The organism is Acinetobacter sp. Q85-2, assembly GCF_013420555.1.
Classification (GTDB): Bacteria; Pseudomonadota; Gammaproteobacteria; order Pseudomonadales; family Moraxellaceae; genus Acinetobacter; species Acinetobacter indicus.
Window position 1 is genome coordinate 21,352 of sequence record NZ_VOXW01000030.1, and the last position, 6,723, is coordinate 28,074.

The 6,723-nt window shown below is 47.3% G+C and carries 6 protein-coding genes; 3 read left to right on the forward strand and 3 right to left on the reverse strand.

What is annotated here, in order from left to right:
- Positions 1 to 157: 157 nt before the first annotated feature.
- The 3 genes from FTT68_RS13075 to FTT68_RS13085 are packed head-to-tail and all read right to left on the reverse strand — an operon-like array spanning position 158 to position 3,085.
- Positions 158 to 724, reverse strand: coding sequence for an L-threonylcarbamoyladenylate synthase (locus FTT68_RS13075; RefSeq protein WP_005181449.1), 567 nt, complete (start codon positions 722 to 724; stop codon positions 158 to 160).
- Positions 725 to 768: 44 nt separating this feature from the next.
- A complete protein-coding gene (dprA, locus tag FTT68_RS13080) occupies positions 769 to 1,911 on the reverse strand; it encodes a DNA-processing protein DprA (RefSeq protein WP_180084157.1) in 1,143 nt (380 codons plus the stop codon).
- 16 nt (positions 1,912 to 1,927) lie between these two features.
- The gene (locus FTT68_RS13085) at positions 1,928 to 3,085 is read right to left on the reverse strand and encodes a LysM peptidoglycan-binding domain-containing protein (protein ID WP_016658990.1); all 1,158 of its coding nucleotides are present in this window, start codon (positions 3,083 to 3,085) and stop codon (positions 1,928 to 1,930) included.
- Positions 3,086 to 3,204: 119 nt separating this feature from the next.
- Between FTT68_RS13085 and def the strand changes: the two genes are divergently transcribed.
- From def to FTT68_RS13100, 3 genes are all read left to right on the forward strand, one after another.
- Positions 3,205 to 3,729, forward strand: a complete 525-nt coding sequence (gene def / locus FTT68_RS13090) for a peptide deformylase (RefSeq protein WP_005181462.1) — start codon at positions 3,205 to 3,207, stop codon at positions 3,727 to 3,729.
- A 90-nt stretch (positions 3,730 to 3,819) separates the two neighbouring features.
- Complete coding sequence (locus FTT68_RS13095) at positions 3,820 to 4,242, forward strand: DUF2946 family protein (RefSeq protein WP_016658991.1); 423 nt, start codon at positions 3,820 to 3,822, stop codon at positions 4,240 to 4,242.
- Between the two features lie 73 nt (positions 4,243 to 4,315).
- Complete coding sequence (locus FTT68_RS13100) at positions 4,316 to 6,355, forward strand: TonB-dependent copper receptor (protein ID WP_180084159.1); 2,040 nt, start codon at positions 4,316 to 4,318, stop codon at positions 6,353 to 6,355.
- Positions 6,356 to 6,723 lie beyond the last annotated feature (368 nt).

Below are 6,723 nucleotides of genomic sequence, written 5' to 3' on the forward strand. Positions count from 1 at the left end.
TAATATGCTCCATCGCAGATCAGCGACTGTTGCTGATTTGCCCAGAGATTTCGATACCCTCTGGATGTGATTGATACACATCCTTTTTTATGCTCAACCATCCCTATATGGTTGAGCTTTTTTTTGCCTGAAATTTCTTTCATTTCTGGCCCGATCTTCAGTCACGAATCACGGCACCGGTTTCAGCATCCAGAATACGGCTAGGTAACTGGCTGAGTCCCAAATCGCCATTTAAATAATTCAGCTGATTGCCAAAATACTGGCTGGCCTCTTGCAGGGAGCGCGCCGGTTCCTGTCCGGCCGGATTGGCACTGGTCGATACAATAAAGCCGCTAAAGGCATGACATAGCGCGACACAGAGCGGATGCGTGGTTACACGTACCGCGACTTTAGGATGCTGGCCTTTAATCCAGCTGGGAATATGCTCACCTGCCGGCAACAACCAGGTGGTAGCACGCTCTGCGGGTGGATTGAGCCAGGAGTCGATCACCTGTTGACGCTGTGGTTCGGCCAGGTTGTGCAGCAAATGTTCTACCTGGGAAATATGACCTGCCAATAAAATCACGCCTTTTTCAATCGGACGCTGTTTCAGTTGCAGAATCTGCATAAAAGCATCTTGGTTATACGGGTCACAGCCGAGACCCCAAACTGCCTCTGTAGGATAGGCCAGCACCTGTCCTTGCTGTAGACAAGTGGCTGCTTCGGCAACAGAGGTTGTAATCATGTGGTACACCTTTCGAGGTTATGCGGGGTGTACTATTGTGAACCTTATTGCGATGGACGACAACGCAGATATAGCCCCGATTGCTGCATTGCCATCCCGAGCAGCTCCAGTTCCATTAACTGAGCGGTTAAATGGGCGGTTTCCTGTTGCAGTTCGCTGGCCAGCTGGTCCATGTTTTTACCAACCCAGTCCAGCTGGCTGTATAGGGCCAGCAGATGTTCGGGCAAGGTCGAGTGGGTAGCTGTAGATGCTGTAGCGGATAAGGTCGCCTGCTGTTGACTCAGCCATTGGGTTGGCAAGGCCAGATCTTCAATGACCTGTTCCGGATGATCGACCAGAATCGCACCTTCCCGAATCAGTTGATGGCAGCCCTGATGAAATTCACTGTAAATATGTCCCGGAATGGCAAACACAGTTTTACCTTGCTCGGCCGCCAGTTTGGCGGTAATCAGCGAGCCACTGTCCAGTGTGGCTTCGGCCACAATCACTCCCAGGCTAAGTCCGCTGACAATGCGGTTGCGCCGTGGAAAATGCTGCTGTAGCGGTTTGGTCTGTGGCAGGAACTCACTGATAATGGTGCCATGCCGTTGCAGAATCTGGTCACGCAGACCCTGGTGTGTGGCCGGGTAGGTGAGGTCGAGACCAGTACCCATCACGGCAATGGTACGTTGATGTTTCAAGCCACCCTGATGGGCTGCTTCATCAATGCCTTGCGCCAGGCCACTGTTAATAAAAAAGCCTTTTTCACTTAAATAATAGGCAAAGTCATAAGCCACCTGCCGGCCATGCGGACTGGCTTTGCGACTGCCGACAATTGCCACTTGCGGCTGAAGTAAAGGTTGTGCCTGTCCTTGGCCAAATAAAATTGGTGGCTTGTCGGTATAGGGCAGCAGTTGGGTGGGGTAACCGACATCTTCGGGAATAAGAATAAAATCGGTATGTTGCTGGACGCGCTGCAGCAAGTGCTGGAAGTCGGCTTGTGCCTGTGCTTGATGAAAATCCCGTGCGCGTTGCAGATGGTTCTGATGCAGTCCCAGTTCTGCCCAGCGCTGCAGGTTGCCGGCTTCGGTGGCCGCAGCGGCCGAACCGAAGTGCCGGATTAATTTATAAAAGCTGGGGAGCGAATGCTGAACCAGATACCACAGGCGAATCGTTGCGAGATGACCGGGTGATATCGTATTCAGCATGGCTCATCCCTCAGTCTTAATCTTCCATAATCGGTGGCTGAATACCGGCCCCGACTTTAATTGGTAGTTCGCTGTCCAGAATATAGGCATAGCTGAGCTGGTCAAAGGTTTTAAAGACCATGGCATAGCCAATACGCTCGCCTGGCAGCTGCACCCGTTCACGGGTTTTCGGATCGGTGACCACTTCGCCTTTTTGAGTTACCGCAAATACATGACCGGATTGCACGCCGTGCGCCTGACCACGGTCAATGGTGACCACACTGTGTTTAGCTGCGGTACCAATTGAACCCATCACGCGTACCACCTGGCCATCTGCTGCAATGTGTTCGGCATTGGTCGGGTAGAATAGGGTTGGTAACATCGGGTCATATTCTGGCAGCACACGATCGCCACGACGCACTTCGGCATTGTAGGTATCGGTCAGTTCCAGGGTGGTAATATCATTTTCACCGCGTACTGCAATACCGGATGCAACCTGAGTCAGCTCCAGACCGGCATTGTATTTTTTACCGTTGGCATCGGTGAAGATATACGGTTCGCCTTCACGATACACAGCATAACGCTGGCCAACTTGCAGACCCTGACCGCGGGCATAGACATTCTGGCCTTTGGCCGCCAGGACACGCTGATCCGCCGTGCCTAAAATATAAGGCGTCTGTTGCAAAGATTCAGGGGCAATAATGCTGGTACGTTCCAGCCAGTGCTGGATGTACTCCAGTGGAATCACCGGAATGGTATTGTTGAGTGACTCGACCCGGATTTGCGGCTGCAGGCTGGTGGTGTTACCGGTATAACGACGGATAATACCTTCACAGCCATCACCTTCATCTTTACCAATGATCGGGCGGCCATCATAGGTACACATCAGCAGGCGATCTCCCGGGAAAATCCAGTGCGGATTTTTCACGTGCTTGTTGCTGGCCCAGATTTCACGCCAGCGCAGCGGGTTTTGCAGAAACTTCTTGGAAATATCCCACAGCGTATCGCCTTTTTTCACCACATACACATTTGGTGCATTGGCCTGTAAGGTCGGTGGGTTGATATTGCGTGCCGGTGCGGCCTGTACAGTACTGACTGCGCCCACCCCAAAACTGAAACAGACAGCAAGTGCCAGCGCCTGCTGTTTTAACCCCAAGGCACGAAAAGAAGATGTGCCCTTCAAAACCTTTTTCATTATCATAATTCCTAAAATTATGTATGTAGTTGCGTTATAATAACGATCTTACATACATTTTTTCGATGAAGCATTCCTTCATTCGGTTATTTGACCAATGGCAAAGCTGAGGACGTAATATGGCCTTATTACCTATTTTAAGTTTCCCCGATCCCCGTCTTCGTACCATTGCACAACCCGTCGAAGAAGTTACTGATGAAATTCGTCAGCTCGCCGCAGATATGTTTGAAACCATGTATGAAGCGCCCGGCATCGGGCTGGCTGCAACGCAGGTTGACCGTCATATTCAGCTGATTGTTATGGATCTGTCTGAAAACAAAGACCAACCAATGGTATTCATTAACCCCAAAATTACCCCATTGACTGAAGAAACCCAGCCTTATGAAGAAGGCTGCTTGTCAGTGCCTCAAATATACGACAAAGTTGAGCGTCCGTCACGTGTAAAAATTGAGGCAATTAACCTTGAAGGTCAAGCATTTGAGTTAGAAGCGGACGGACTTCTCGCTGTCTGTATCCAACATGAAATGGATCACTTAAATGGTAAGCTTTTTGTCGATTATCTGTCGCCATTAAAGCGCCAGCGTGCCCGTGAAAAAGTCGAAAAAGTGGTGCGTCAGCGTCAGAAAGTGGCGGTTAAACGCTAAACAGCCCTGCGACCAAAAGATCAGGACAAAACAGCCCAATTTCGATTGGGCTTTGTTATACTTGGGCCAGTCAAAAGCAGGAATATATGTTTGTTGATTCGTAGTGGTTTACTGCTCTCACTGATGGCAGTATTTTTACAGATTGCTGTTTTTTTACAGCCTTTGCTGCCGAAAGCCTATCAGGTGGCACCGGTCTGTGAAACCATTACGCGTGCGCTTTTATTGCCGGTTGATCATTCAGCGCATGGACATGCCCATTCCGAACATCTGTACAGTCAGCATCAACCAGTCATTTCAGATGACGGGCATAATCATCATGATGCCAATCATCAATGCCAGTACTGTACCGTGTACGGCAATCTCGTTTTACCGCCAGAACTCAGTGTGAAAGAAGTGCTTGATCGTATTCAAGTGCGTTTTATCGCTTTTGAAAAAGCTTTCCAGCATGTCTGGTTTGCACTGCAACGACTATTTCTTATTCCTCAGGGTAGGGCACCGCCACTGTTTGCATAAAACCGCGTTTGTTTTGCTTGGGTCTTGAATGACTTAAGCCGTGTTTTATATGTATTCCAGTGAGAAATGAAAAATGGCTCAGCCAAAATTCTTTTTACAGCCTCTTGCGGCTGCGATTTGTGTTGCTTGTTATTCACCAGTTGTGTTTGCAGAAACCCCAACACCCGTCCAAAGTCTGGCACCTATTGTGATGACTGCGCATCAGGGCAATGATGCCAACGGCCTGATTGTCCGTGCCGATCCGAAACAGCCAATTCAACCGATTCCAGCCACCGATGGCGCAGATTATCTGCAAAGTATTGTCGGTTTTAGCGCGGTCAACAGTGGCGCTGGTACCAATGGCGATGTGACTTTCCGTGGCATGTTTGGTTCGCGGATTAAAATTCTGACCGATGGCACAGAAAACCTGGGTGCCTGTCCGAGTCGTATGGATTCACCGACCTCCTATATTTCACCAGAAAGTTATGACCAGATTTCGGTAATTAAAGGCCCACAAACCGTGCAATATGCCAATACCGGTTCAGCTGCCACCGTGATTTTTGAGCGCCGTCCGGAACAGTTTGATGAAGATCAGCACTATCGTGGTCAACTGAGTGTGCTGGCCGGTTCATTTGGCCGTCTGGACCATAATATTGAGGTTGCAGCAGGCGACGAGCAGAAATATATTCGCCTAAATAGCAACCGTTCGGTATCGAATAGCTATCAGGATGGTGAGGGCAATACCGTGCCATCGGACTGGGAACGTTGGAATGCTGATGTAGCACTGGGCTGGACCCCGGATGCAGATACCTGGGTCGAACTGACTGGGGGGAAAGCCGATGGTGAAGCGGTGTATGCTGGCCGGATGATGGATGGTTCTAAATTTGCCCGTGAAAGTCTGGGTTTACGGGTTGAAAAACAGAACGTCACTGATGTGATCAAGAAAATTGAAGCGCAGGTTAACTACAACTTTAATGATCATGTGATGGATAACTATAGTTTGCGTCAGTTTAAGCCGACCATGATGATGCCAGAAGAAACGGCTACCAACGTGGCGCGTAAAACCTTAAACGCACGTCTGGCAGTGACACATGAGTGGGATCAGCTAGATTTTATTACGGGTATTGATACTCAAAATAATGAGCACACAATCCGTAAGACCGATACAGAAAATAATATTGCCTATCATGCTTTACCACGTATCAAAGATATGAAGTTTCAGTCTGTTGGCGCTTTTGGTGAGTTGGGTTATCAGCTGAGTGAGCAGAATCGTTTGGTGGGCGGTGTTCGTGTCGATCAGGTTGAAGTAGATGCGGTACAAAGCACACAGCAACGTCAGGAAACCTTACCGAGTGCTTTTATTCGTTTGGAAAACCAGCATCCTCATCATGATGTTAAAACCTATATTGGTTTAGGTTATGTAGAACGTATGCCGGATTACTGGGAATTATTTAGAACTGATTTGAATGGTGTCGAAGGTTCGACATTTAAGTATTTGGAGCCAGAAAAAACGTTACAGTTAGATATTGGCTATCAGCATGAGCATGGTGCCTTTAGTTCATGGGCATCAGCATATGCAGGTTTGATTAATGATTTTATTCTGATGACCTATGATCCAACTGAACAAGTTCCAATGATGAAGAATGCAGCAGACTCACGTAATGTTGATGCCACCATTGCTGGAGCTGAGGTGGGGATAGGGTATCAGTTTACTGATGCTATTCAAGCAGATGTCAGCGCAATGTATGCCTGGGGTGAAAACACCACTGACAATACGCCGTTGCCACAGATTGCACCGCTTGAAGGTCGTGTAAACTTACGTTATATCCAGGATCGTTATACCTTGGGGGCCTATTGGCGAATCGTGGATGGTCAAAACCGGATTAGCCAGAATCAGGGCAATATCGTAGGTTATGATCTAAAAGAAAGTGCAGGTTTCAGCACTTTGTCCTTAAACGGCACGTACCATCTTTCCGATGGGGTTGATCTTTCTGTGGGAATCGACAACGTTCTAGATAAGACCTATACCGAGCATTTAAATAAGATGGGGGCGGCCGGTACAGGTCTGCCAATTACCCAGCAGTTCAACAACAGTGGCCGTAACTATTGGGCGAGAATGAGCTTTAAATTCTAATTAGCTCGAAATGCAGATAAAAAGCAGGACGAAAGTCCTGCTTTTTATTTTTAAAATTTTATAAAATTTATTTATTTCAATAGCTTAATATAAATTGATATTTCCAAATAAAATAACGAATATTTTTCTTAAAATATTTTTTATAAATAAAACAATTATTTATAAATTTTTTGGATTATAAAATAAACACACGTTTCAGAAGTTTTAAAAAAGGTGTTGCAACCCCTCTGAAATCCTGTAGAATGCACATCCATCGGCGGTGATGTTGATAAAAACTTGTTGATAAACAAGGATTTAGCTAAAATGGTTGAGTTCTGGTTTAGGTGGTAAGTTTAGAAATAAAATCAACATTGCATGTTGACTTTCTA

What these genes read in the sequence shown, in the direction of transcription:
- FTT68_RS13075 (WP_005181449.1), bottom strand. Translation starts at nt 724, where the DNA reads ATGATTACAACCTCTGTTGCCGAAGCAGCCACTTGTCTACAGCAAGGA.
- def (WP_005181462.1), top strand. Translation starts at nt 3,205, where the DNA reads ATGGCCTTATTACCTATTTTAAGTTTCCCCGATCCCCGTCTTCGTACC.
- dprA (WP_180084157.1), bottom strand. Translation starts at nt 1,911, where the DNA reads ATGCTGAATACGATATCACCCGGTCATCTCGCAACGATTCGCCTGTGG.
- FTT68_RS13085 (WP_016658990.1), bottom strand. Translation starts at nt 3,085, where the DNA reads ATGAAAAAGGTTTTGAAGGGCACATCTTCTTTTCGTGCCTTGGGGTTA.
- FTT68_RS13100 (WP_180084159.1), top strand. Translation starts at nt 4,316, where the DNA reads ATGGCTCAGCCAAAATTCTTTTTACAGCCTCTTGCGGCTGCGATTTGT.